Below are 24450 nucleotides of genomic sequence, written 5' to 3' on the forward strand. Positions count from 1 at the left end.
ATCGGGGATTGGTCTTTCCCGCGGTTACCGTGGCCTTGAAGGCCACGGTAACGCGTTTGCGGAGGTGATGCCGGGGGCTTTATGCAGCGCTGTAATTAACAAAAGCATGCAATATTAATATCTTAACCAGGATGATGAGGCGGCTCACTCCGCCTCATCATCCGCCACGCGAACCCCGACCTTCAGCACGTGATCCTCTTCTTTTTCCGCGACCGTCCACAGCATGCCGGCAAACTCCACCTGGTCACCGACGACCGGCGCGGCGCCGAGCAGCTGCTGCACGACATCGCCCAGCGACTGCTGATTTTCACGAAACTCTTCGCCGCCGTCGAGACCGTAAATCTGCGCCACATCGGCGAATTTGGCATCGGCATCAAGGATAAAGTCACCGAAGAAGCGCTGGTCAAGCGCCACCGGCGGCGACTGGCTAAACATTTTGCCCAGCGCCGGCAGGTCGTGCTCGCGACCAATGACGCAGAGAATATCGCCTTCCAGCAGGCGGGTGCTGCCGGTAGGATGCAGCAGGGCATTATCGCGAAACAGCGCGGCAATGCGCGTTTCCGGCGGCATATGCAGATCGCGCAGCGCCGCGCCGACGCACCATTTATCCGCACTCAGCTGGTAAACAAACTGCTCCCACGGATTTTCCGGGTGAATATCCAGCCCGACGCGGGAAATCGGCCAGCCCACCGGCGGCACCACCACTTTGGCTTTTTTGGCCGCCCATGACAGGGATGTGCCCTGCAGCAGCAGCGAGACCAGCACCACGAAGAAGGCGACGTTAAAGAACAGACGCGCGTTTTCAAGGCCGGCCATCATCGGGAAAACGGCGAGAATAATCGGCACCGCCCCGCGCAGGCCCACCCAGCTGATAAACACCCGCTCACGCAGGTTGAAGCCGCGAAACGGCAGCAGACCGGCAAACACCGACAGCGGACGGGCGATAAAGATCATCCACATCGACAGCAGCAGCGCCGGAATGGCGATCGGCCACAGATCGGACGGGGTGACCAGCAGGCCGAGCACCAGGAACATGGCGATTTGCGCCAGCCACGCCAGCCCATCGAAGTTTTGCAGGATCCCGTGGCGGTTGCGAATCGGCCGGTTGCCGAGCAGGAAACCGCACAGATACACCGCCAGAATGCCGCTGCCATCCAGCGAGGTGGTGACGGCAAAAATCATAATCCCGCCGCTCAGCGCCAGCAGAGGATAGAGACCGGTCGGTAACACAATCCGGTTAATCATCTGCAAGAGCAGATAGCCGCCGCCGAGACCAATGGCGATGCCCAGACCGAACTGCTGGACGATATGGACGGCAAACATCCAGCTCAGGCCGCTTTCATGCTGCTGAATCATCTCGATAAGGGTGATGGTCAGAAATACCGCCATCGGGTCGTTGCTGCCGGATTCGATCTCCAGGGTCGAGCCGACACGCTCGTTCAGCCCCTTGCCGCCAAGCAGCGAGAACACCGCCGCCGCGTCGGTTGAACCGACAATCGCGCCGATCAGCATCCCTTCAATAAGATTGAGATGGAACAGCCACGCGGCCATCACCCCGGTCAGACAGGAGGTGATCAGCACCCCGACGGTGGCGAGAGAGAGGGCCGGCCACAGCGCGACGCGAAAAGAGCTGGCCTGGGTGCGCATCCCGCCGTCAAGCAGGATCACCGCCAGCGCCAGGTTACTCACCATGTAGGCGAAAGGGTAGTTGTCAAAAGGGATGCCGCCGATACCATCGACGCCTGCCAGCATACCGATGGCGAGGAAGATGACCAGAATCGGGATGCCAAGGCGCGAGGAAAAGGAACTCAATAAAATGCTACAGGTTACTAATACCGAACCCAGAATAAACAAACTAATGACCGCAGCGGCGTCCAAAGTTGACGTACTCCTTACTGACGAGAAGTGATTTGTGAAATTGACATCATTTTAACAACCTGCGGAGGATCCGGAAATGTGTCACAGAAGTTTTTATTCTGTCAGTACCGGATGACCGCTAAGCGTTAAGGTCGTGGTGGCCGCGTTGTTCACCAGCAATGCTTTCGCGCCGAGGGGCAGGGTCACGGTGCGCTGTTCGTGACCGAAATCTAACCCGCTGATGAGCGGAACAGCGAGCTGTGCGCGGAGATAGTCATAGACCATCGGTAAATCATAACCGGCATCATAGTCGTTAGGATTGGCCCCGGTGAAGCTGCCGAGGATAATTGCCCGCTGATGGCCGAGAATACCACTATTAAGCAGCTGCAACAGCATCCGTTCGACGCGGAACGGATGTTCGTTGATATCTTCCAGCACCAGGATGCCGTCGGTTATCTGTGGCATCCAGGGCGTGCCGATCAGTGAGGTTAACATCGCCAGATTCCCGCCCCATAGGGTGCCCTGAGCGCGGCATTCTGGCCCGTCGCCCTGCCACTCAAGGGTAAACTCCGGGCAACGCAGCGCCTGCCAGAAGTGATGTTCAGTAAACGTGTCCAGCGTTTCGGCGCCGAAGTTACCTGCCAGCATCGGCCCGCTGAAGGTGATTATGCTACCCTTTGCCAGCAGACCCATCTGGATCGCGGTGAAATCGCTGTGGCCGCAAATTAACAGCGGGTTGTGCTGCTGACGGGCAATTAAGGCCTGCCAGTCGATGTGCGGCAGCAGGCGGGTGGCGCCGTAGCCGCCGCGTACCGCCATCACGATGCGGTTACGGCCTTCAAGGGCGGCCAGCTGGTTGATATCGCTCAGGCGTTCATGTTCAGTCCCGGCGAAACGCTGCTGCCGGCGGGTGATGACCTGCTGGTGCATCACCTGATGTCCGGCGTCCTGCAGACGCTGTACGCCGCGGTTCGCCGCTTGCTGGTTGATGCAGTAACCTGAGGGGGCGACCAGATAAAACTGAGACATGACAATTCCTTGCTAAGAATGAAAGGGTTATCATGCCGCCTGGAGCGATTATTGTCATCTCCAGGCGGCAAACTTCAGCCAATAAGGATAGATGTGTGAAATTGAGATGGTTTGTTTTTTTGTTTGTATTGTTGGCCGGTTGTAGCTCAAAACAGGATTATCGTAACCCGCCGTGGAACGCCGAAGTGCCGGTGAAGCGGGCGATGCAGTGGATGCCGATCAGTGAAAAAGCCGGCGCGGCGTGGGGCGTCGACCCGCAGCTGGTGACGGCGATTATCGCTATTGAATCCGGCGGTAATCCGACGGTGATCAGTAAATCCGGCGCGGTAGGCCTGATGCAGCTGAAACCCTCCACCTCCGGACGCGATGTTTACCGGCGCATGGGCTGGCGCGGCGAACCGTCGGTCAGCGAGTTGAAAAACCCGGAACGGAATATTTCTATGGGGGCGGCTTACCTGAGCATCCTCGAGAATGGCCCGCTTGCCGGAATTAAAGATCCGCAGGTGATGCGCTATGCGGTGGTGGTCTCTTACGCCAATGGCGCCGGGGCGCTGCTGCGCACCTTCTCGTCGAATCGCCAGGACGCGATTGATGAGATCAACGACATGGACGCCGATGAGTTCTTTGAACACGTGGTGAAAAAGCATCCGGCGCCGCAGGCTCCGCGCTATATCTGGAAGCTGCAGCAGGCGCTGGACGCCATGTAGCGGCGGGCCTTTTCCCCCGCGCGCGGCGCTTAACGGAGCTACAGATGGTGCGATGTTGTAGCCGGCAAGCGCCGCGTCGCCGGGGGCGTTACTCAGAAATCGTAACCGACGGTGGCGATAACGCTACGTTCGGCGCCCCGGTAGCAGTTGCCGGTTCCGTAGCAGCCGGAGACATATTCCCGGTCGCTGAGGTTGTTGGCATTCACCTGCACATAAGCCCCTTTCAGCGACGGCGACCAGACGCCAAGCTCGGCGCGGACCATCGCATCCAGCAGCGTGACTGACGGCAGACGTTCGGTATTCGCATCATCAGCCCACTGCTTACCAATATAGCGAACCCCGGCTCCGGCGCTGATCCCGGCCGGGAACTGATAGCGCGCCCACAACGAGGCCATCTGATCCGGCGTCAGCTGCGGCGTATTGTCGTTGGTGCCATCGGTGGTGTCCTGGAAGCGCAGGCGGTTCCAGGTGTAGGAGGCAAGGGTGCTCAGCTCCGGCGTAATTTGGTTATGCATCTCCAGCTCCACGCCCTGAGAGTGGACTTTCCCGGCCGGAATAAAGGTGGCGGTCGCGATATTGGGATCGCGCGTCGCCACGTCCTTCTGCGTTAAGTCGTAGATCGCGATGCTGTACAGGTCGCTGCTGCCCGGCGGCTGGAACTTCAGCCCCGCTTCCAGCTGTTCCGCGGTGGTTGGCTTCAGCAGCGTACCATTGGCTCCCGGCAGCATCGCCGGGGTAATTGCCTGGCTGTAGCTCAGGTACGGCGACAGACCGTTTTCCAGAGCATACAGCAGTGAAGCGCGGCCGCTAATATGATCATCGGAGCGACGGCTGGCGGTCCCTGAAGTGTCGCTGACCTGGCGGGAAACAATGCGGTCGTAGCGCCCGGACACGTCCAGATGCCAGCGGTTCCATACCATCTCGTCCTGGAGATAGAGTCCGGTCTGATAGTAGCGGCGGTTATTATCATCGCTGTAGGTCACCGTATGCCCGCTCTGGGCGGTATAACCGCTGAACGGATTGAGCGCGGAAGCGTCGCCGGCGCCGGTCCACAGATCATTGCGGAAGCGGTGGTATTCCGCGCCGACGATCAGGGTATGGGCCAGGTCGCCGGTGTTGAAGTCCGCGCGCAGACGGTTATCGGTGGACCAGGCGTCCAGTGAACCGCGAGAGCCGCTGTAGCCGCGCGTAAGCATATCGCTGTCGTCCACCCAGCCGACCTGGTACGCCTGATCCAGCGAGACGTTGGTGTGGGTGTAGCTCCCCGCGGAATAGGCTGACCAGACATCGTTAAACTGATGATTAAATTCGTAGCTGTAAATCTGCTCCCGGCGCTGATATCCGTCGGACGGATCGCCTTCATTGGTGCTGGTAGACAGCTTGCGCCCGTTGTGCGCGTAGCGGGTGCCGTCCAGCGGCAGCGAGCCGTGGTAGCCGCCAGAGGGATCTTTTTGCAGGTAGGCGCGCAGCAGCAGCGAGGTGTCGCTGTCGGGCTGCCAGAGCAGTGAGGGCGAAATAGCGTAACGCTCTTCGCGGCTGTTGTCGTACTGGGTGTCGCTGGTGCGCGTCATCCCGATAATGCGGTAGGCCCATTGATCGTTGATGGCATCGGTATAATCGAAGGCCGCCCCTTTGGTGTTCTGCGTGCCGCCGCTGAGCTGAAAATGGCCTTCGGAGGTGAACTGCGGGCGTTTAGACGTCAGGTTAACTAAACCGCCCGGTACGCTTTGGCCATACAGTGCCGAAGAGGGGCCGCGGATGACGTCAACGCGTTCAAGAAACCACGGATCAATTTGCAGCACGTTATGGCTGCCGCCGTCGCTCATCAGGCGCATTCCGTCGAGGAACAGGTTATCGACATCGCCGCCGTGGTAGCCGCGCAGGGAGACCGTATCAAAGCGCGTGGCGCCGCCGCCAAAACTGGAGTACACGCCCGGGGTGTATTGCAGCGCCTGGCTAATCGTATTCGCGCCCTGGTCCTCCATTTGCTGGCGGGTGATGACCGAAACCGACTGGGCGGTGGTGATCAGCGGCCGATCGGTTTTGGTCGCCCCGGCGGAGGTTTTGGCGCGATATCCCCGGGTGGGCGAGGTCGCGGAATCGACCGGTTGCGCGGTGACGACGATGGTGTCTTCCGCCAGGCTGGCGCACGGGAAGGCGGCGGCCAGGGCGCACAGCAGCACGGAGCGTTTGCAGGTGAGGCGAGCGATCATTGCATAATCCTGAATTTACGCGGTCTGGTACTCCTGTACGCCGCCGCGAGAACAAAGCGAAAGTGTCATCTCTCGTAAAAAAGTAATGCGAATTATTATTGTTTGGTTTTGTGTTATCAAGGGGTGATTAGTTAATCAGGAAATAAAAACCCATGAAAAATATCATGTTTATCCTGTACAAAGGGGATGAACAGGAGAACAGGCAGAAGGGAATACCTTAACTGGCTACCAGATTTGGTAGCCAGTGGTCATCAGCGGAAGAAAATCAACTGCGGCTGTCGAGGCGTCTCCGGGTTATCTCTCTCCAGGGGGCGGCAAGAAATGGCATGGCGGAGAGGGTCTGTAGTTCGTCTTCCGTGCCGCCGTCGCTAAAGATGATGGCCTGTACCCGGCTCAGCGGCCAGCTGGCGGCGGGGCGATCGATTAGGATCAGCGTATCGCCGCAGCGGGTCATGCCGGGCTCGATCACCCGATAAAACCAGCCGTTACGCGATTGCCGATGCATCAGCTCCGGCGCATCCGGATCCTGTAACCGCGCGGCCATCGTCTGGCAGGCGACGCGCCCCCAGGATAGCTGGATTTCAGCAGTCCCAATACGGAAGACGTCGCCCGGGCAGACGTTAGCTTCCGTCATCCCGTAGGTAGAAAAGTTTTCACCAAACATTCCGGTCGTGAGGCTCTGCCCGGCCAACGCCGGATAACGTTCGCGCCAGAAATCGTAATGTTCGCGCGCATAATGCATTAGCGCGCAATCGGGATCCGCAAAATGTTCCTGAATGCCGTGTTCCGCTTCCAGTCCATGGGCTTTGAGATACACACTGCCGCTTAACGCGACCTTACGCTGCGAGCCATCCGCCTGGCGCTGATTGCCGAGGATAGAGTGCAGTATCACCTTAAAATCGGGTACCATAGGGTTCTCCTTATTTCTCCGCGAGGCGGAGAATGAATCAGAATCGGTATTCCACGCCGGCCCAGAAGTTCCGTCCTTCCTCAATAAATCCTTCGCTGTAGTAGTAGTGGCTATCGAAGAGATTATTCACCGAGGCGTTGACGCTGAAACCACGGCCTATTGCATAATCGGCGCGTAGGTGGGTGATAGCGAATCCCGGCGCTTTTTGCTTGCCGTCGCTGCTGCTGTAGCTTGAGGAACGAGCCTCTTCAGAAAGGGTGATCTGCAGTGGCTCTGTCGGTTTTAGCGTCAGCCAGGCGGTCAGGGTCTGATTTGGCAGATCGGTCACCTTACCGGTCTCCTGCCGTTTCGTTTCCGCGTGAATCAAGCCATAGCTTAGCCCGACGTCAAGCACGGCAAACGGCGAGCCTTTGATGCCCAGATCCAGGCCGCGATAATCGACCCGCCCGCTATTTTGGTTCTGCACGGTATCATCATCTATCGCGATTGACATAATGGCATCGCTGACGCGGTTATAGTAGGCGCTGACTTCATAGGCCCAGCTACCGATAAGATGGCCGTTCCAGGTCAGGTCAACGCTACGGGCGCGCTCAGGTTTCAGCTGAGGGTTAACCAGCGCAATTTGGTCTTTGGCCGGCTTCGACGTGGTGTAGCGCTCTTTGAGCGTGGGGAATCGGGTGCGATCGGAAAATGAAAGCGCCAGCGTGTCGTCGTTGGCAAAGTGATAGCGAGCCATGCTCTGCCAGTTAAACGCATCCTGCTTGTTACCGTCGTAGCGGGTCACGCTGTCGTTTTTCTCGTGCTTCATCCCCTCAATACTGTTGCGCCAGTCATAGCTTACCCCGGCAACGATATCGACATTCTCCGCGGCCTGCCATTGATATTCACTGGCGAGGGACCAGGTACGATCCTGGTAACGGTCATAAGGGCCATTAATGGCGCTCTTTTCTCTATGGATATCATCTTTCCAGTTGACGGCGAAAGAGAGCTGGTCGCTTTCATGAATATCGGTAGAGAGCTGTAAACCCGCCCCGGTACTGTAGTCGCTATAGTGACTGTAGCTGCCGGTTTTATGCTGCAGGTCGGCCAGCGAGTTATACATCATCAGGGTATTTTTAAAGGTATCGTGGTACAGGCGGCTTTTCAGCGTGAATCGGTCGCCGAGGTGCGTGGTCCCTTGATAGTAATAGCTTTCTTTATCGTATTCCGGCCACTGCCAGTAGCGTGATTTCTGCGTGCTGGTCCCGGCGTAAGGAGGGTTCTGCTTCTCGCCGTCCTGCTTGATCCACGTGAAGGCGTATTCATCGTTACCCCGTGGCGTAAAACCGAGCTTAAAGATCCCGCGCTTATCATCACTTGCCGAATTAGCCATTTTGCCGTCCTCACCGGCAACGGGGCTATTGCTGCCGTGAGGCAGGGCAAGGAAGTCGCGCTTCAGGCGACTACCGCTAAGCTGTATATAGCCCAGCTCATTGCTTACCCCGAGAGAGGCATGGGTGTCATAGGCGCTATCTTCGCTGCGGCTCCAGCCCTGGCGATAACCGACACTGGCCTCCAGTGGCTTATTTGGCCGTGGGGTGGTGATATTGACCGCGCCGCCCATTTGATTAGGGCCCTGCAGCAGGGAGGAGTAACTTTTCGCGACTTCCACTGACGCTACGTCCGACGTCAGAAAACGGCCAAGGTCGAGGTTGCCATCATAGGGAACATATATCGGTACGCCATCGAAAAAAACCGGGACCTGACGGCCGTCGAAGCCGCGAATTTTCACCTGTAATTCATTACGGCCGCCTGATTTTTGCAATACCACGCCGGGTACCGCTGACAACGCGTGGGCTACATCTTGTCTGTCCAGGCTTCTGATGGTCTCTTGCCCGAGGATACTGGTGGTCGCCGCCGGAACGGAGCTGGACCAGACGGTCAGCGACTCCTCCGGGCGATCCGCCCACGCGGCCTGACTCAGGCTCAGGCTAATGAATGTGCAAAGATAGGATTTCCTGACTCTCATTTTTATTATCCCTGTTTACGGTTATTTTATTTTGCATCGTCTGGCTGCAGTCGGACCTCAATATCCGCCGGTGGCGCATACCACGGCGCCGAAGTAACAAACAATTCAATTCCACAATCGAGGTACTGATTTAAGCGGGTTAACGTTATGCCCCCCGTCAGCGCCAGCGTGCAGTCTGGCGCGATTTGGCGCGCCTGTTCGGCGACCCGACGGGCCTGTTGCGGGGTAAATTTATCCAGTTGCACAATGTCGGGCTGCGCCTGCAACGCGGCCAATGCCTCTTCGGGCGTCTCGGCTTCGACGGCCACTTTCTTTTCCGGCGACTGTTGTCGCAGCAGTTGAATCGCGTGGACCCAGTCGCCGCTGTTATGCAGGAAGCGCCGATGGTTAGCGAACACCAGCAGGGTTTCAGCACAGCCGGCGCGGTGGATTAAGCCACCCGCGGCGAGGATCGCCTGGGTACCTAACAGCCGGGTACCGGGAATCGCTTTGCGGGTGCAGGCGATGTGGGCGGTAGGATGACGGGCATGCAGCAGGGCCAGCATGGCATGAACATAAGCTGAAACACCGCAGCTCCATTCAAGGACGTTTTGCACCGCTTTCCAGCCCTGATGCAGAGCGCTCGCATTACCGGTTGCGCGTAGCAGCATCTCACCGGGCGCCGATTGCGCGCCGTCTTCCAGCTGCGCCGTCACCGATAACCCGAGACTCTGTAGCATCCGGGCCGCCGGGGAAATACCGCTCACGCAGCCGCCCTGACGATGGCGAAACTCAATGACCCCTGGACGGGTTCCGATCGCCAGCGCGCGGGTCGTCAGGTCGCCGCCCTGAATATCTTCCATCAACCACGCATCGGTGAGCGCCTGAGGCAGGTAGATCATGCGGTTTCTCCACAATCCCAGAAGATCAGCGCCCAATCGCGGGTGGCCGGCGCGATGGCCTGCGGATCCTGCTGCTGATACCAGTGGCGAAGCCGCGCGCGCTCCTCATCGTTAAGCGTGCCGAGCGTCCATCTGACGTTTTCCTCGAAACGCGCAAAGGTACTGTTATCCCGCTGGCAGTTGCGACCGCGGATAAACTCGACCCGCGCCTGAATACCCATTTGATACAGAACGTTCAACGCGTAGATATAGTTCGGCAGCTCGATTACGGCGCGCCCTATCGCGCGCTGGATGGCCGGCGACATAAACGTTGGGCTGACGAGATGCGTGGTATAGACGCGCAGCCGCGCCTGACGATTGAGTTTTTCCATCGCCTCGCGCAAATCGGCGACCAGCGTCGAGCGGGAGGCAACGGCAATATCGCAGCGCGGGATATCGTGCCACGACGCTTCCCACGCCCGGCAGTGCCAGCGCGCGTGGGTGATATTCATTTGCGCGGCGCGCTTTTGCGCGACCTCCAGCATCCGCGGGCTGTAATCGACGCCGTGCACGGCGCGGAGTTTGTCCGCCAGGGCGAGGGCGACGGTTCCCGGCCCGCAGCCCATATCAAACAAACTTTCCGCGCCGGTGAGATCGATTTTGTCCAGCAGCTGCAACAGGTAGTCATCCAGCGGCTGCGTACCGCTGATGGCCATTTTTTCCGCCCTGGCGTCCCAGTGGGCCGGGGATTTTTCCGTCCGTCCGGCGAGCCTGAGCTGCTGCTGGTAAAGCTCTGCAAAGTTAATTTCGTCAATAAGCATAATCATTCCTGAAGGTTGAAGTTGCCGAGGTGACGTCGGATCTGCGCGGGCGACACGCCATACAGCTTGGCGAGGCGCTCTGGCTCAAGTTGGCTGCGCGGTGAGCCCTGGCTGACCAGACCGTCAGGCTCGATCCTGAGAACCGTGTCGGCAAGGGCGAGGGCGTGCAGCGGATGGTGCGTTGCCATTAGCAGGGTCATACCGCTTTGTCGCAGCTGGCCCAGCGTATCGAGCAGGCGGATCTGGTGACCAAAATCGAGACTCGAGGCGGGTTCATCCAGTAATAACAGCCGGGGCCGCTGCGCCAGGGCGCGGGCGATGAGGGTTAACTGCCGTTCACCGCCGCTCAGCGTTGACCAGCTTCTGTCGGCAAGATGAGCGATACCGAGGGCCGCAAGCTGGGCAAATGCGCTATCGCGTTCGCGTCTGGCGGGCTGGGTAAACGTGCCGATATGCGGACTGACCCCCATTAGCACCATGTCCAGTACGCTAAAGGCGAAAGCCCCGTCGTGCGCCTGCGGGACCCAGGCTATCGTCCGGGCGCGCTCGCGGGCGCTCATCTGGCTGACGAGCTGGTCGTCGATTAATACCTGTCCCGAAATCAGGGGCAACAGGCCGAGAATGCTGCGCATCAGCGTAGTCTTACCGCTGCCGTTGGCACCCAGCAGGCAGCATACTGCGCCAGAGGTCAGTGTAAATGTGACCTCGCGCAGGAGCGGGCGTTTGGGATAGCCGACCTCGGCCTGACGAACGGTGAGTTGGGTCATCGGCGACTCCCGCGAATCAGCAGCGCCAGAAAGAACGGCGCGCCAATAAATGAGGTCAGGACCCCTAGCGGGATTTCAGTCGCGCTCAGGCCACGGGCCAAGGTGTCGGTAAGGAGTAATAAGATCGCGCCAAGTCCCATCGCCACCGGCAGCAGGCGCTGGTGGTTGCTTCCGGTCAACAGGCGTCCCATATGCGGGACAATGAGACCAATCCAGCCAATAATTCCCGCGATCGCCACCGCGCTGGCGGTACTCAGCGTTGCGCAGACCACCACGATAAGCCGTAAACGCGCGACATCAATGCCCAACGAACGGGCCTCATCATCGGACAGTGTCAGGAGGTTGAGACGCCAGCGCAGCAGCCAGAGTGGTAAGCATCCGGCCACCATCAGCGGGGCGGCAAAAATCAGATCGGCAGGGGTAATATCCGCTAAACCTCCTAGCAGCCAGAAGGTAATGGAGGGCAGTTGGGTGTAGGGATCGGCAAGGATTTTAATCAGCGAAATCCCGGCGCCGCACAGCGTGCCGAGCGCAATGCCGACCAGCACCAGGGTGAGTGCCGGATCGCGATGAGCGATAATTCGGGACAGCGTGCCCACGCCTGCGACGACCAGCAGACCGCCGCAGAAGGCAAGCAGTTGGATAAAAAGCGCCGACATCCCGCACCAGATGGCGAAGCAGGCGCCCAGACCTGCCCCGGCGGCCACGCCGAGAATATCCGGTGACACCAGCGGGTTGCGGAACATCCCTTGATAGGCCGCCCCGGCAGCGGAGAGCGAAGCGCCAATAGCGAGCGCGGCAACGATCCGCGGCAGACGTATCTGCCAGAAGACGATGCTCGCCTGCGGGGAGAGCGAGGCGCTATAGGGATCGAACAGCAGCGTAAACAGCCGCCCGACGGTGAGATCCCACGGGCCGGTCAGCAGCGCGCCGGAAAGCGTCAGCAGCGCGGCAAGCAGTAGCATGATGCTCAGCGTTGATGTTTTCATTGGCGATTCATCAGCTTTGCATAGCGCGCGGGCGTTAAGGCCGCGTGCCAGAATAGCGTGCTATAGCGGATTAAATCATCCTGCAGCGTGGCCTCTATCCGCGGATCGAGCCAGGCGTGCAGCCGACGCACTCCGGCGAGGCGGTTGATGCCCGGCGGCGCGTCCAGCCAGCCGAACGGCAGGCCGTCAAGCAGCAGAACCTGGCGTTTAGCCACGGCGGTAACCCCTTGCCATGCCGGGGCCTGCAGAATGTAATCCCGGGTGGCGACCTCCTGGGTCAGGACAATATCCGGCTGCCATGCCAGCAAATTTTCCAACGAGACCTCGGTGAGCCCGCTGCGTCCGGCGACGCGGGCCACGTTCTCCAGCCCCAGAAGCTCTGCCGCCTCGGTATGTAACGATCCGGCCAGTCCCGTCTGCAGCCCTTTCGCACCACGTGCCGCATAAAAGCGCGTCCGCGCTCCGGCCGTGGCCGAAAAGGCTAACGCTTCGGTAATAAATTTCTGCGCCAGCGCCGCCTGCTGCCTGGTGCGGGTCTCGGTAGCGACGATTTCGCCAATGGTTAACAATTGCTGCGCTGATGAGGCCAGCGTCCCACCGATCAGCACCCACGGAATGTTGCTGCGGGTACTGACCCGGCGCGCCTGGGAAATCCAGGTGTCGTCAGTCGTTCCGCAGTCCACCACCAGATCCGGATCAAGTGCGAGCAGCTTTTCCAGCGACAGGGTGCTGGCGCGCCCGGCGAGCCGACCCAGCTGAGGAAGCCGGGCGATAGCATTCGGAACGGGAGCATCCGGGAGGCGCGAGAAATCAAAGGAGGAAAAGCCCAGCAGTTTTTCCGGCGCGGCGGCAAGCAGTAGCATATCGGCGGGGGCACCCGCGCTGACGATTCGCTGAATGCGGGCGGGCGAGGGGCTTTCGCCAATGCTAAAAGCCAGCGAGCTGGCCCCATGACCTCTCAGGCTGGGGAAGTACAGCAGGAGGCTTAGTGCCTGAAGAAACGAGCGGCGAGAAACGGGCATATGTTTCCGTCCTGAAACAAATGGATTAAAAAATCGCTATATATTTACATATATAACGAGGATGAAGTTGCCTGAGATCAAGGATATCCGGATTAACATTCGAGCTACCCCTTAAGGGGGAGGAGAGCTGACGCTGGAGGCGGGAGGAAAAAAGCGCGGCGGTTGGCCCGCCGCGCCCGGGATTACGGTGCGGCTTTTTGGTCAGGGGCGGCAACCGCATCGTTAGCGGCAGGCTGTGAACTGACGGCAACGGTGGGTTTATCCGCGGTGGCAACCGGGCGTGTTGCCGGCAGCGAATCGCATGGTTTCTCTTTCGGGCACACCAAATCGAGCATTTTCAACGTCACGCCGTTGGTCCAGCCAAATCCGTCCTGCAGCGGATACTCGCCGCCGCCGCCGCCGGTTCCCGTCGAGCTGACGTCATACTTCTCAACCAGCTTTTGTTTACTGTCGTAGGTATGCTGAACGTTGGTGAGGAAGCGCCAGCTCACTTCCATGGCGACTTTTTCCTGGCCGTAGTTTTGCAACCCTTCGGCGGCGACCCACTGCAGCGGCGCCCAGCCGTTTGGCGCATCCCACTGCTGGCCGCTATTGACGGTGGTGGTGGTTAATCCGCCAGGCTTCAGCAATCGTGATTCCGCGGCCGCCGACACCTTCGCCGCCCGTTCGCGGGAGGCGGCGTTAACGTACAGCGGGAACAGGGCGGCGGCGGTCAGTTGATTACGCACTTTATGGGTCTTCAGATCGTAATCCGCATACCAGCCCTCTTTATCGTTCCACAGATATTTTTCCAGCGCTTTCTGCCGGGCGTTCGCCAGCCCGTCATACTGCGTCGCTTTGGCATTATCACCGGCGGCTTTACTGGCGCGGGCGATGGCTTTCTCCATATGGAACATCAGTGCGTTGAGATCGACCGGCACAATACTGGTGGTGCGGATGGTGCCCAGCTGCTGCGGGTTATCCATCCAGCGCGAGCTAAAATCCCAGCCCGAAGCGGCGGCGGAACGCAGGTCGCGATAGATCTCGGTCGCCGGGCGGTTGGGGTTGTTTTTGGCGGTAGTGACATCATCAAGCCAGGATTCCGGGCGCGGGGTGTCATTATCATCCCAGTAGCGGTTCAGCAGCGCGCCGTCTTCCATCCGCACTACGCGCTGGTTGGCCTGTCCCGGCGCCAGCGAATCGGCGCCTTGCATCCAGTACTGGTACTCTTTTTCCAACTGCGGCAAATAGGTTTTCAGCGCCTGGTCGCCATCGTGGCTGGCGAGCAGCTCCACCATAAACGAGAAGAACGGCGGCTGGGAGCGGCTCAGATAATAGCTGCGGTTGCCGTTGGGAATATGGCCCCAGGTGTCGATTTCCGTGGCGAAGTTCGCCACCATGTCGGCAATTTTGTCCCAATGCCCGCTCTCCGCCAGACCCAGCATGGTGAAGTAGCTGTCCCAGTAATAGACTTCGCGAAAGCGGCCGCCGGGAACCACATAGGGTTTCGGCAGCGGCAGCAGCGAATCCCATTTTTCGACGTCTACGGTGCTACGGGTCAGCACCGGCCACAGCCCGTCAATATGCTGACGCAGCGTCTGGCCCTTCGGCGGGACATACTGGTCGTTATCTTTTGGCAGCGTAAAATTAAGTTCGACAAAGTGGCGCAGATCGAAACTGGCCTGGTTTTTTTGCATGCGATAATCGGCGAGGATCATCAGCGGATCGCTATTGGGCACCGCGTCGGCGAACGTTTTCTGGTCGGGGAACAGTTTGGCGCTTTGCACATCATTGAACAGCGGGCCTAACAGAATATCCGGGGATTGCGGCGCGGGTTGATTGTCTGCAGCCTGGGCCGCGAGCGCCGATAAAGCGAAGAGTACGCCCCCCAGCGCCAGACGTACGGCGTAAGGCAGCGTTGCGGGGCGACGTGAAACCGATCTCGTCATGGGGAGTTCTCCTTATCATTTCAGACGGTCATGCCACTGCGAGCGACCATCACAAAACCTTAGACGAATATCCGCCGCCCGGCGTGTTGCAGATAACATTTTGTGTGAAAACAGACAATTTACCTGCCTGACCCGCCACAGTCGTGACCATAAATAAAAGCTCCGTCCCCCCTACGCCGGTAAAAAAGATATGTTGTAATGGCCGGCTCGCACACTGACGGGAGTCGCCGATGAATCGACGTCATTTTCTGCTGTTTAGCGCTGCGGCGCTGTTGCTGACCCAGCGTACGCGAGCCAGCGACCGCGTCGAGGAAACGCTGCCTTTATGGCCGGGAGAGCCTCCCGGCGGCGGCGGGCCATCCGGCGCCCCCCGGCTCTCCGCGCGCGGCGCGCTGAGTCATATCGCCCGGCCGTCGCTGTCGGTCTGGCGTCCGGCGGTACCCAACGGCCACGGCGTGCTGGTTGCGGCGGGCGGCGGATACCGGCGTATTGAAATGGCGAAGGAGGCCTGGCCCGCCGCGGACTGGCTCACCGCGCGCGGCTACACCGCCTATGTCCTGAGCTACCGTCTGCCCGGCGAAGGGTGGGGCGCCGGCGCGCTGGCGCCGCTGCAGGACGCCCAGCGGGCGCTGCGCCTGATTGCCCGGCGGGAGAAAAAGGTCAGCCTGCTGGGGTTCTCCGCCGGTGGGCATCTGCTGGGAATGGCGGCCTGTCGGGCCGACTTCGTCTCTTATCCGCCCACGGATGCGCTTGACGCCCGGCCCGCGCGCGCCGCAGGGGCGGCGCTGATTTATCCGGTTATTTCGCTGATGCCGCCTTACAGCCATACCGCCACCCACCGGATTCTGGCCGGCCCCCATGCCTCAGCAGCCGTTGACCGGGCCTGGTCGGTACAAACCTACGTCGATGTCCACACGCCGCCCTGCTTTCTGGTTCAGGCGGAGGATGACCCGGTCTCCGATCCGCATAACACCGTGATAATGGCTGGCGCCTGTCGGCAGCATCAGGTGCCGGTCAGCCTGTATCGATATGCCCGCGGAGGCCACGGTTTCGCCATGGGGCGGCCCGGTACGCCCACCGTGGCATGGCCGGAGCACTATGCCGGCTGGCTGCGCGAGCGCTAGCCGTCATGGCGCAGGCGCGGTTTTTTTGCCTCATGATGGTGCACGACGGGCGTATTATCAGGCCTGTGGCGGGTGATTTTTTGCACAGTTAAACGGCGCGGGAAGGGGAGATTGCACTCGCGCTTCGCTTCCCGCTACCTGGCATAATAAATGCTTATCTCTTTTCGGGGTTACCCCACAGTGAGTATAACCGGAGGAGACGGCCATGATAAAAATAACGCTTCCTGACGGGCATTATTATGATGAGATGCTTACCGCGCAGGGACAGCAGCGTCACCACTATAACGCCTGGTGGCAATGGTTTCACAGCACCGACCAATTCTCTATCCGGCAAAAGAAAGCGCAGGCAGAGCTGCTTTTTCACCGTATTGGCATCACCTTTAACGTGTATGGGGAAGATGAGGGCACCGAACGGCTGATTCCGTTTGATAGCGTGCCGCGCATTATTCCCGCCGGAGAGTGGAAAAAAATCGATCGCGGGATTCGTCAGCGGGTGAAAGCGCTGAACGCCTTTCTCTACGATATCTACCATGAGCAGAACATCCTGCGGGCGGGGATTATTCCGGCCGAGCAGGTCCTGGCGAATGAGCAATATCAGCCCTGCATGCAGGGTATCAATCTGCCCAATAATACCTACGCCCATATCACCGGCGTCGATATGGTGCGCAATAGCGACGGGCAGTATTACGTGCTGGAGGATAATCTGCGTACCCCGTCGGGGGTCTCTTATATGCTCGAAAACCGCAAGATGATGATGCGTCTCTATCCGGAGATGTTCGAAAATCACCATATTGCCCCGGTGGAGCGCTACCCTGGCTATCTGCTGCAGACCCTGCGCGAAAGCTCCCCCGTTGACGATCCCTGCGTGGTGGTCATGACGCCGGGCCGTTTTAACAGCGCCTATTTCGAGCACAGTTTCCTTGCCCAGCAGATGGGCGTGGAGCTGGTGGAAAGCGCCGATCTGTTTATCAAATCCGGCGCGGTCTATATGCGCACCACCGAAGGGCCGCGGCGGGTCGATGTGATCTATCGCCGCATCGATGATGCCTATCTCGATCCGCTGGCCTTCCGCGCCGACTCCATGCTCGGCGTACCCGGCCTGCTGTCGGTGTATCGCTCCGGCGGGGTCGTGCTGGCTAACGCCATCGGTACCGGCGTGGCGGACGATAAATCAATCTACCCCTTCGTGCCGGAGATGATCCGTTTCTATCTCGGCGAACAGCCGATCCTGAACAATATTCCGACCTGGCAGTGCCGCAAGCCGGAGGATCTGCAGTATGTGCTCAATAACCTTGAGCTGATGGTGGTGAAGGAGGTTCACGGTGCCGGGGGCTACGGCATGCTGGTGGGGCCGCGCTCGACGAAAGAGGAGCGCGAGGCGTTTCGCCAGCGTCTGCTGGCGAATCCGGCCAACTACATCGGTCAGGAGACCCTGGCGCTGTCAACCTGCCCGACGTTCGTTGAAGACGGCCTGTCGCCGCGGCACATCGATTTACGCCCCTTTGTGCTCTCCGGTCAGGAGATCCGCCTGGTGCCCGGCGGCCTGACGCGGGTGGCGCTCACCGAAGGCTCGCTGGTGGTGAACTCATCGCAGGGCGGCGGTACCAAAGATACCTGGGTGATGGAGGATGGCGAATCATGTTAAGCCGGACGGCAAGTGAACTTTTCTGGATGGCGCGCTATCTGGAGCGCGCGGAAAGCTACGCCCGGGTGCTGGATGTGACCTGGAAATTATCGATGATCCCGCGTCATAGTCAGCAGTCCCGCGACCTGGCGTTGCCGCTGAATTTATCGGTAACCCATGAGCTGTTTCAGGCGCGACACGCGCGTTTCACCATGAGCAATTTGCTCAATTTCTTCGCCCTCGACGGCAATAACCCCTGCAGTATTTATAGCTGCGTGGAGATGGCCTGGAACAACGCTCACGCGGTACGCGGCAGCCTGTCCGCGGAGGTGTGGGAGTGCATCAACGCCACCCGGATTGAGCTGCGCAACCTGCGTCAGCGGGGGATTAGCGAGCTCGGCACCGACGGTTTTTTCGAATGGGTGAAAGAGCGGGTGCATCTGTTTCGCGGCGCGGTGCTCGGTACGCTGCTGCGTAACGACGCCCTGAGCTTTATCGGTATCGGCACCCTGATTGAGCGCGCTTACGCCACCACGCAGCTGCTGCTGATCAAAGACCAGCAGTTGAACAGCGACCCGGACCCGGTACGCGAATACTACCGCCTGGATACCCTGCTGAACGCGGTCGGCGCGCGCGAAGCCTACAACAGTATTTTTCGTCAGCCGGTCACCCGGGAGACGGTCATGGAGCTGCTGATTCTGCGCAACGACGTGCCGCGCTCGCTGCGGGCCTGTATTTCCGACCTCATTGGTCAACTGGAGCATATTGCCAACGATCGCTCGCATCTGCCGCTGCGTCTGGCCCATCAGCTGAACGTCGATCTGCGTTTTAGCACCCGCGACGATCTGGCGGGCGCGGATTTACAAACTTATCTCAACGGGCTGCTGGCGCGGATTAACGCGCTGTCTGACAGCATCCGACAAACCTATCTGGAGGCGCTATGAAACTGGTCATCGATCACCTGACCCGCTACGGCTACGATGAAGAAGTAAAATTTTCGACCCAGTATCTGCGTCTGACGCCGCGCAGCACCGCGCGGCAAACCATCTCCTCATGGACGCTGACGCTGCCGGAAGGGGCGGCGGTCACCACCACCGACGCGTGGGGCAACGTCCTGCATGTCTTAACCCTCGATAACCCGCACAAAGAGATCGCCATCCGCGCCAGCGGGATCGTCGATATCGCCCAGGATTGTGAGGAGAGCGACGTGGCGGAAGAGGAGCTGCTTTCGCCGCTGGTTTTTTTACGCTGCACGCCGCTGACCCGGGCCGACGAACCGATCCGCGAATTTGCCCAGCGCCTGTACCACGGCGATCGTCCGGAAGAGAGTCTGGATCAACTGATGGCGGAGTTGTGCCTGAGAATGCCATACTCACCGGGGGCCACTCAGGTGCAGGACTCCGCTGCCGATGCCTTTGCGCGTGCGAAAGGGGTCTGCCAGGATCATACCCATGTGTTCCTCGCCTGCTGCCGTGCGCTGGATATCCCGGCGCGCTATGTCAGCGGCTACGTCTACAGCGATAATGCGCAGCATGTCGCGATGCACGCCTGGGCGGAGGTGTGGCTGAACGGGCGCTGGAAATCATTTGATATCACGAACAACACCCGCCATTTGAATCAGCATCTGCGTCTGGCGACCGGGCTGGACTATCTGGATGCCTGTCCGGTGCGCGGCACCCGGCTGGGCGGCGGCGGGGAAATTATGTTAACCAACGCTGAAGTGCGCGAGCATTCGCAACAGGCGCAGCAGCAATAAGGGCAGGAACAAAAAACGATGACCTACTGTGTGGCCATGTGTTTAGCGGATGGACTGGTGTTTGCCTCCGACTCCCGCACCAATGCGGGTGTGGATCATATCGCGACCTTTAAAAAGCTCCATGTCTTTGCCGAGGACGGCGAACGGGTCCTGGTGCTGCAGTCCGCAGGCAACCTGGCCACCACCCAGAGCGTGATAAGCCTGCTGAGTACGCGGATAGCGACTCAGCAGGAGCCTAATCTGATGCAGGTCAACTCGCTGTATGACGCGGCGATGCTGATTGGCAAAACGCTGCAGGAGGTGATTCAGCGCGATAGCAGCAATCAGCAGCACTGCGGCAATACTAACTTCAACTGCAATCTGCTGCTGGGCGGGCAGATTGCCGGCGAAACGCATCGGCTGTTTCATATTTATCCGGAAGGGAACTTTATCGAAGCCTCGCGCGATACCCCGTACTTCCAGATTGGCGAGAGCAAATATGGCAAACCGATCATCGATCGGGTGTTAAGCCAGGAGACGCCGCTGGAACAGGCGATGTGCTGTGCGCTGATCTCGATTGATTCCACGCTGCGCAGCAATCTCTCCGTTGGCCTGCCGCTGGATACGCTGCTGTACCGCAGCGGGAGCCTGAGCAGCGCGGGGCAGCATCGCATCACCGAAAGCGATCCGTACTTCAACACCATCCGCAAGGCGTGGTCCGAAGGGCTGCAAAGTACCTTCCTGAAGCTGCCGCCCTTTGCGCCAGAGTGCGAGCGTTAAACCCGCGCCGATGACGAAAAATAGCGCCCCGGCGTCATGCCGGTCATGGTGCGGAAAAAGTAGATAAAGGCGCTGTCGCTGGCGAAGTCCAGCGCCTGCGCGGCGTCGGTGATGCGTTTTCCCGTCGCCAGCAGCTCCACCGCCTTCATCAATCGCCACTGCTGCCGCCACTGCTGATAAGACATCCCGGTGTCGCGGCGAAAAAGGCGGCTGATGGTCTTTTCGCTGGCTCCGCAGTCCGCGGCAAGGGCCTGTAAGGTCGGCGGCAGGGCGTGGCCGTCCAGCGCGGCAAGGCGTCTATCCTGCGGCAGAGCGAGCATCATCGGCTCATGCGCCGCCGCGCCAATCTCCGCCTCGCACAACGCGGCCAGGTGCCAGCCGGTACCGCTCTCCCAATCGCTTTCCCACGGGCTTGCCGCCATGCGTTCCAGCAGCTCGCGCAGCAGCGGACCGACGTTCAGGATCGCCGGGCGCTGAGGGAGAGCAGGGAAGCGCGCCGGCTGAAACCAGACCGAACGATAGTCGACGATATTTTTCATTTCCGCGCGATGGCGCATCCCCGCCGGGATCCACGCCGCCCGGGTGGGGGGCAGCAGGCACAGCAGGGCGCCGTCGTTAAGCGTCAGACGCACGCAGCCCTGACGGGTAAACAGTATCTGCGCCATGCTATGCCGGTGGCTGCCCGAGTCATGGCTGCCCAGCGCCGACTGGACACCGACCACCGCGTTGTTCAGCGCCTCGGGGTTGAAAGCCGCATGGGCATCGAGCCACGCCATAATGTCCGATTTCCGATAGATAAAGTCATTATGTTTATAATGTCCGGTTGACGGCCTGCTTACAATAGCGCCTCTTATTTATCAGGAGGTGGATATGTTCGGGCGTTCGGCCATGGTGCTGGTCACCGCATTACTGATGTTTCCGCAGATTGTGGAAACGATATACAGCCCGGCGCTGACCGATATCAGCCGCTATTTTTCCGTCAGCGCGCCGCAGGCGGCGCAAACTCTGGCGGTGTACTTTGTCGGTTTTGCCCTCGGAGTGCTGATCTGGGGACGAGTAAGCGATCTTTATGGCCGGCGGCCGGCGCTGCTGGCGGGGCTCGCGGTATATGCCCTGGGCTGCCTGATGGCGTTGATGGTGGCGGATTTTACGCTGCTACTACTGGCGCGGGTGGTGGCGGCGTTTGGCGCGGCGACCGGGTCGGTGGTGAGTCAGACGGTGCTGCGGGATTGCTGTCACGGCCGCCAGCTTGCCAGCCTGTTTTCGATTATCGGCCTGGCGCTGGCGGTGAGTCCGGCGGCTGGCGTCTATATCGGCGCTTTACTCACCGCCGGATGGGGCATGCACGGCGTGTTTTCCGCCCTGGCGCTGCTGGCCGCTGCCTTACTCCTGCTTTGCGGCTGGTTAATGCCGGAGACGCGCCCGGCGCAGAGCGTCAGTACCGCATGGCTGCCGGTGTTGCGCCGGATGGCGATGGACGGGCAGATTGGCCTGGCGGTGGTGCTGGTGGCGGTATTCAACATCAGTCTGTTCAGCTACTACAGCCTGGCGCCGTTTATCTTCGCCCGGCTGCGTCAGCCGGGCGATCTTTTTGGCGTCAGCGGCGTTGCGCTGGCCGTGGGGTCCGTGGCGGGGGCGCTGTTGAATCGGTGGCTGTTACGTCAGGGCGTCGCTCAGGGACGCATGCTGTTGCTCGCCTGTTGCCTGCATTTTGTCAGCGGCGTGGCGGTTTACCTCTGGCGTGACTCCGTGCTGTTTCTGCTGCCGATGGCCGGGGTTACGCTCGCCTATGCCATGGCGATTCCGCTGGTGCTCGGTTCGGCATTGAGCGCGTATAGCGATTGCCGCGGCACCGCCGGGGCCCTTTTCGGGCTGGCCTACTATGTGCCGATCGGCCTTGGGCTGGCGGCGGCCGGATGGGGGCAATCGCTGGGGGGAACGCTGATCGCTTGTGCCATCCTCGGCGGTTTCGCCGGGATGCGCTACCTGGCGTACTTTGGCGAAAGCCGGGCGGGCGTCGCGTAACCCGCCCGCAGCGGTTATGAGGTCTGCGCCAGTCGTTCGCCGCTGGCGGCATCGAAGAGATGGATTTTTTCGCGCCGGGCGGCGAGGGATAATGGCTGCCGCACCCGGGCCCCGGAACGCCCGGCGACCTGTACGTGAATCGGGAAGCCCTGCCAGTCCAGGTGCAGCAAGGTGGACTCGCCGGTGACCTCCATAATATTGACCGTGCCCGGTAGCCCATCGGCGGCAGGCTGGATATCCTGCGGCCGCAGGCCGACAATCACCGGCGCCGCCCCCTGCCGCGCGGCGGCCTGATGCCAGCGTTCGGGCAGCGCCAGCCAGAGCTCGCCGCACTGCACCCCCGGCTGACCGTCGCGAGCGGCAATCTGACCTTCCAGCAGGTTCATCGGCGGCGAACCGATAAAGCGGGCGACAAAGGTGTTGCAGGGGCTGTCGTAGATGGCCAGCGGCGCGCCTTGCTGGATGATAACCCCATCGCGCATCACCACGATTTGGTCGGCGAGGGTCATCGCCTCGACCTGATCGTGGGTCACGTAAATCATGGTGGTGTTAAAACGCTGATGCAGCGATTTTATTTCGGCCCGTAGCTCCATGCGCAGCTGGGCGTCAAGGTTGGAAAGCGGCTCATCAAACAGGAAGACCTGCGGGTTGCGCACCATCGCCCGGCCCATCGCCACGCGCTGGCGCTGGCCGCCGGAGAGCGCCCGCGGATAGCGGGCGAGCAGCTTATCGATTCCGAGCATGCTGGCGATCTGCTGTACTTTGCTTTTTTGCGTCGCCTTATCGACCTTTTTGACCTGCATATGAAAGGCGAGGTTTTCCGCCACCGTCAGGTGGGGGTAGAGCGCGTAGCTCTGAAAGACCATGGCGACATCACGGTCAGCGGGGTCGAGATCGTCGATCGGCTGACGGTTCATCAAAATGGTGCCGGATGACAAGGCCTCCAGCCCGGCCAGCAGCCGTAGCAGGGTCGATTTTCCGCAGCCGGAGGGGCCCACCAGCACCGTGAAACTGCCGTCAGGAATGGTCAGATCCAGCGGATGCAGCACCGTCTGTTTACCGTAGTGTTTAGCGACTTTTACCAGTTCAACGCTGGCCATCGGCGACCTCCTCAAGATGCTGTTGCAGGGTGCGCCAGTCGGGATACTGACGCGGGGACGAGCTGATGGCGTGCGCGGCAACGGCATTGCCCCAGCGTAACGCCTGCGACGCCGGCTGGCCGTTTAACAGCCCGGCGAGAAAACCGGCATTAAAACTGTCGCCGGCGCCGATGGTGTCGATCACCTCAATCGTCGTGGCTGGCGCATGATGGCCCGCCGCCGCCGTCCACCACCAGGCACCGTCGGCGCCGCACTTGACGATGCAGCCCCCCCGGCCGCTCAGCCTGGCCGCCAGCGTACGGGCCGCCTCTGCCAGCTCGCGGCTATCGGCCAGGCCCAGCGTCTCTACCTCATTGAGCAGCAGCCAGTCGCAGTCCCCGAGCCACCGATTCGCCGTCTCGCGCAGGGCAGGGGTCCAGCCGTGTGGCGGCCAGCCGGTATCCACCGCCACCTGAAAACCGCGCGTCTGCAGCGCCCTGAGCAGTTGAGGATACTGCGGCAGCAGCGTGGTGCATAAAAAGGTGCCGCATAGCAACAGGATATCGCCAGGCGTCGCCTGAGCCGGGAGCTGGGCGACAATATCGTCGGCGGATAATCGGGTGATATGCCCGTAGTTGCTGAGAAACGATCGCTCTTTATCCGGATGCGTCACCGCCACCGTCAGCGAGGTCTCGCACGGATACTGCGGCCAGCGTTCGGCGCTGCCGGGAAACCGCGACGCCAGCCAGGCGGTAAAGGCGTCGTCCCCCTGGCAACCGACGGTGCAGTGCGGGATCTGCATTGCCGCCGCCGCCAGGGCGCAGTTGCCCGCCGAGCCGCCGGGGCGCAGCGCGCTATGCTCCAGCATCACTTCGGTGCCGGGGGCGGGCCAGTGCGCCAGGGTACCCATAATTAAATCAATATTGTAATTGCCTGCGATATACAGCGCGGGCGCGGTGAGCGTGTGCATAG

Annotated in this window: 21 protein-coding genes; 7 read left to right on the plus strand and 14 right to left on the minus strand. The window is 60.3% G+C overall.

Features of this window, described 5'->3' with window-relative positions; genetic code table 11:
* Positions 1-144 precede the first annotated feature (144 nt).
* The gene (locus ACI2JR_RS13145; RefSeq protein WP_462478727.1) at positions 145-1878 is read right to left on the minus strand and encodes a potassium/proton antiporter; all 1734 of its coding nucleotides are present in this window, start codon (positions 1876-1878) and stop codon (positions 145-147) included.
* Positions 1879-1971: 93 nt separating this feature from the next.
* Positions 1972-2886, minus strand: coding sequence for a muramoyltetrapeptide carboxypeptidase (ldcA, locus tag ACI2JR_RS13150; protein WP_132724619.1), 915 nt, complete (start codon positions 2884-2886; stop codon positions 1972-1974).
* Positions 2887-2981: 95 nt separating this feature from the next.
* Between ldcA and emtA the strand changes: the two genes are divergently transcribed.
* The gene (gene emtA, locus ACI2JR_RS13155) at positions 2982-3593 is read left to right on the plus strand and encodes a membrane-bound lytic murein transglycosylase EmtA (protein WP_132724617.1); all 612 of its coding nucleotides are present in this window, start codon (positions 2982-2984) and stop codon (positions 3591-3593) included.
* Positions 3594-3685: 92 nt separating this feature from the next.
* On the opposite strand, the gene ACI2JR_RS13160 is transcribed toward emtA, so the two are convergent.
* The 9 genes from ACI2JR_RS13160 to ACI2JR_RS13200 form a co-directional block, all read right to left on the minus strand.
* Positions 3686-5806 carry a TonB-dependent siderophore receptor gene (locus ACI2JR_RS13160; protein WP_132724615.1) on the minus strand — a complete coding sequence of 707 codons (2121 nt, stop codon included), beginning with the start codon at positions 5804-5806 and terminating at the stop codon, positions 3686-3688.
* 265 nt (positions 5807-6071) lie between these two features.
* Positions 6072-6716: an MOSC domain-containing protein gene (locus ACI2JR_RS13165; RefSeq protein WP_462478728.1), complete on the minus strand. Its 645-nt coding sequence runs from the start codon at positions 6714-6716 to the stop codon at positions 6072-6074.
* A 37-nt stretch (positions 6717-6753) separates the two neighbouring features.
* On the minus strand, positions 6754-8724 hold the full coding sequence (locus ACI2JR_RS13170) for a TonB-dependent receptor plug domain-containing protein (protein ID WP_132724611.1): 1971 nt from the start codon (positions 8722-8724) through the stop codon (positions 6754-6756).
* A gap of 26 nt (positions 8725-8750) precedes the next feature.
* Positions 8751-9605 (minus strand): ModD protein, encoded by an 855-nt coding sequence (gene modD, locus ACI2JR_RS13175; protein WP_462478729.1) that lies wholly within the window; start codon positions 9603-9605, stop codon positions 8751-8753.
* Entirely contained in the window at positions 9602-10405 is an 804-nt protein-coding gene (locus tag ACI2JR_RS13180; protein ID WP_462478730.1) for a class I SAM-dependent methyltransferase, read from the minus strand. Before ACI2JR_RS13180 ends, modD begins: the two co-directional genes overlap by 4 nt.
* A gap of 2 nt (positions 10406-10407) precedes the next feature.
* A complete protein-coding gene (locus ACI2JR_RS13185) occupies positions 10408-11172 on the minus strand; it encodes an ABC transporter ATP-binding protein (protein ID WP_462478731.1) in 765 nt (254 codons plus the stop codon).
* On the minus strand, positions 11169-12161 hold the full coding sequence (locus ACI2JR_RS13190) for a FecCD family ABC transporter permease (protein ID WP_132724603.1): 993 nt from the start codon (positions 12159-12161) through the stop codon (positions 11169-11171). Before ACI2JR_RS13190 ends, ACI2JR_RS13185 begins: the two co-directional genes overlap by 4 nt.
* Positions 12158-13183 carry an ABC transporter substrate-binding protein gene (locus ACI2JR_RS13195; protein WP_462478732.1) on the minus strand — a complete coding sequence of 342 codons (1026 nt, stop codon included), beginning with the start codon at positions 13181-13183 and terminating at the stop codon, positions 12158-12160. The genes ACI2JR_RS13190 and ACI2JR_RS13195 overlap by 4 nt, the downstream gene beginning before the upstream one ends.
* 182 nt (positions 13184-13365) lie before the next feature.
* Positions 13366-15111 (minus strand): alpha,alpha-trehalase, encoded by a 1746-nt coding sequence (locus ACI2JR_RS13200; RefSeq protein WP_462478733.1) that lies wholly within the window; start codon positions 15109-15111, stop codon positions 13366-13368.
* 230 nt (positions 15112-15341) lie between these two features.
* Here ACI2JR_RS13200 and ACI2JR_RS13205 point away from each other — a divergent pair, with 230 nt between their 5' ends.
* From ACI2JR_RS13205 to ACI2JR_RS13225, 5 genes are all read left to right on the plus strand, one after another.
* On the plus strand, positions 15342-16235 hold the full coding sequence (locus tag ACI2JR_RS13205; protein ID WP_462478734.1) for an alpha/beta hydrolase: 894 nt from the start codon (positions 15342-15344) through the stop codon (positions 16233-16235).
* A gap of 205 nt (positions 16236-16440) precedes the next feature.
* Positions 16441-17880 (plus strand): circularly permuted type 2 ATP-grasp protein, encoded by a 1440-nt coding sequence (locus ACI2JR_RS13210; RefSeq protein WP_462478735.1) that lies wholly within the window; start codon positions 16441-16443, stop codon positions 17878-17880.
* Positions 17874-18803 (plus strand): alpha-E domain-containing protein, encoded by a 930-nt coding sequence (locus ACI2JR_RS13215; RefSeq protein ID WP_132724593.1) that lies wholly within the window; start codon positions 17874-17876, stop codon positions 18801-18803. The genes ACI2JR_RS13210 and ACI2JR_RS13215 overlap by 7 nt, the downstream gene beginning before the upstream one ends.
* Positions 18800-19615, plus strand: a complete 816-nt coding sequence (locus tag ACI2JR_RS13220; RefSeq protein WP_462478736.1) for a transglutaminase domain-containing protein — start codon at positions 18800-18802, stop codon at positions 19613-19615. Before ACI2JR_RS13215 ends, ACI2JR_RS13220 begins: the two co-directional genes overlap by 4 nt.
* 18 nt (positions 19616-19633) lie before the next feature.
* Positions 19634-20374: a proteasome-type protease gene (locus ACI2JR_RS13225; RefSeq protein ID WP_132724589.1), complete on the plus strand. Its 741-nt coding sequence runs from the start codon at positions 19634-19636 to the stop codon at positions 20372-20374.
* On the opposite strand, the gene ACI2JR_RS13230 is transcribed toward ACI2JR_RS13225, so the two are convergent.
* Positions 20371-21150: an AraC family transcriptional regulator gene (locus tag ACI2JR_RS13230; protein WP_462478737.1), complete on the minus strand. Its 780-nt coding sequence runs from the start codon at positions 21148-21150 to the stop codon at positions 20371-20373. The two genes, ACI2JR_RS13225 and ACI2JR_RS13230, sit on opposite strands and share 4 nt — an antisense overlap.
* A 94-nt stretch (positions 21151-21244) precedes the next feature.
* Here ACI2JR_RS13230 and ACI2JR_RS13235 point away from each other — a divergent pair, with 94 nt between their 5' ends.
* A complete protein-coding gene (locus tag ACI2JR_RS13235; RefSeq protein WP_462478738.1) occupies positions 21245-22399 on the plus strand; it encodes an MFS transporter in 1155 nt (384 codons plus the stop codon).
* A gap of 14 nt (positions 22400-22413) precedes the next feature.
* Here the strand turns inward: ACI2JR_RS13235 and ACI2JR_RS13240 are convergent, their stop codons facing one another.
* Together ACI2JR_RS13240 and ACI2JR_RS13245 are read right to left on the minus strand one after the other, a co-directional pair.
* Positions 22414-23499, minus strand: coding sequence for an ABC transporter ATP-binding protein (locus tag ACI2JR_RS13240; RefSeq protein ID WP_132724583.1), 1086 nt, complete (start codon positions 23497-23499; stop codon positions 22414-22416).
* A complete protein-coding gene (locus ACI2JR_RS13245) occupies positions 23486-24448 on the minus strand; it encodes a carbohydrate kinase family protein (RefSeq protein WP_132724581.1) in 963 nt (320 codons plus the stop codon). The genes ACI2JR_RS13240 and ACI2JR_RS13245 overlap by 14 nt, the downstream gene beginning before the upstream one ends.
* Between the last annotated feature and the right edge of the window lie 2 nt (positions 24449-24450).

This window comes from Klebsiella sp. NPDC088457, from assembly GCF_044900465.1.
Classification (GTDB): domain Bacteria; phylum Pseudomonadota; class Gammaproteobacteria; order Enterobacterales; family Enterobacteriaceae; genus Klebsiella.